Raw genomic sequence first — 247 nt, 5'->3', positions numbered from 1 at the left:
ATGAACCGCTGGCGCGGATAGACAGAAACGGTAATCAGGAACAACACATCTACTACTTCCATACCGACCTGAACGGCATGCCGGAAGAGCTGACGGATGAAGCCGGTGAAATTGTGTGGGAATGCTCATACCAGCTGTGGGGCAAACCGATACAAGAGATTGCTCATACAGAGATACAACAGAACCTGAGGTATCAGGGACAGTATTTAGACAGAGAAACCGGACTGCACTACAATACTTTCAGGTA

Annotated in this window: 1 protein-coding gene; it reads left to right on the top strand. The window is 48.2% G+C overall.

The genetic code is table 11. The features are described 5' to 3' along the window. On the top strand, window positions 1–247 hold a 247-nt coding region (locus H3T84_RS12050; RefSeq protein ID WP_198219345.1), incomplete at both ends, for an RHS repeat domain-containing protein.

It is taken from the genome of Snodgrassella sp. M0110 (genome assembly GCF_016101465.1).
GTDB lineage: Bacteria > Pseudomonadota > Gammaproteobacteria > Burkholderiales > Neisseriaceae > Snodgrassella > Snodgrassella alvi.
Note: the sequence above shows the minus strand (reverse complement) of the source record. Positions and strands in the feature narration are given on the sequence as shown.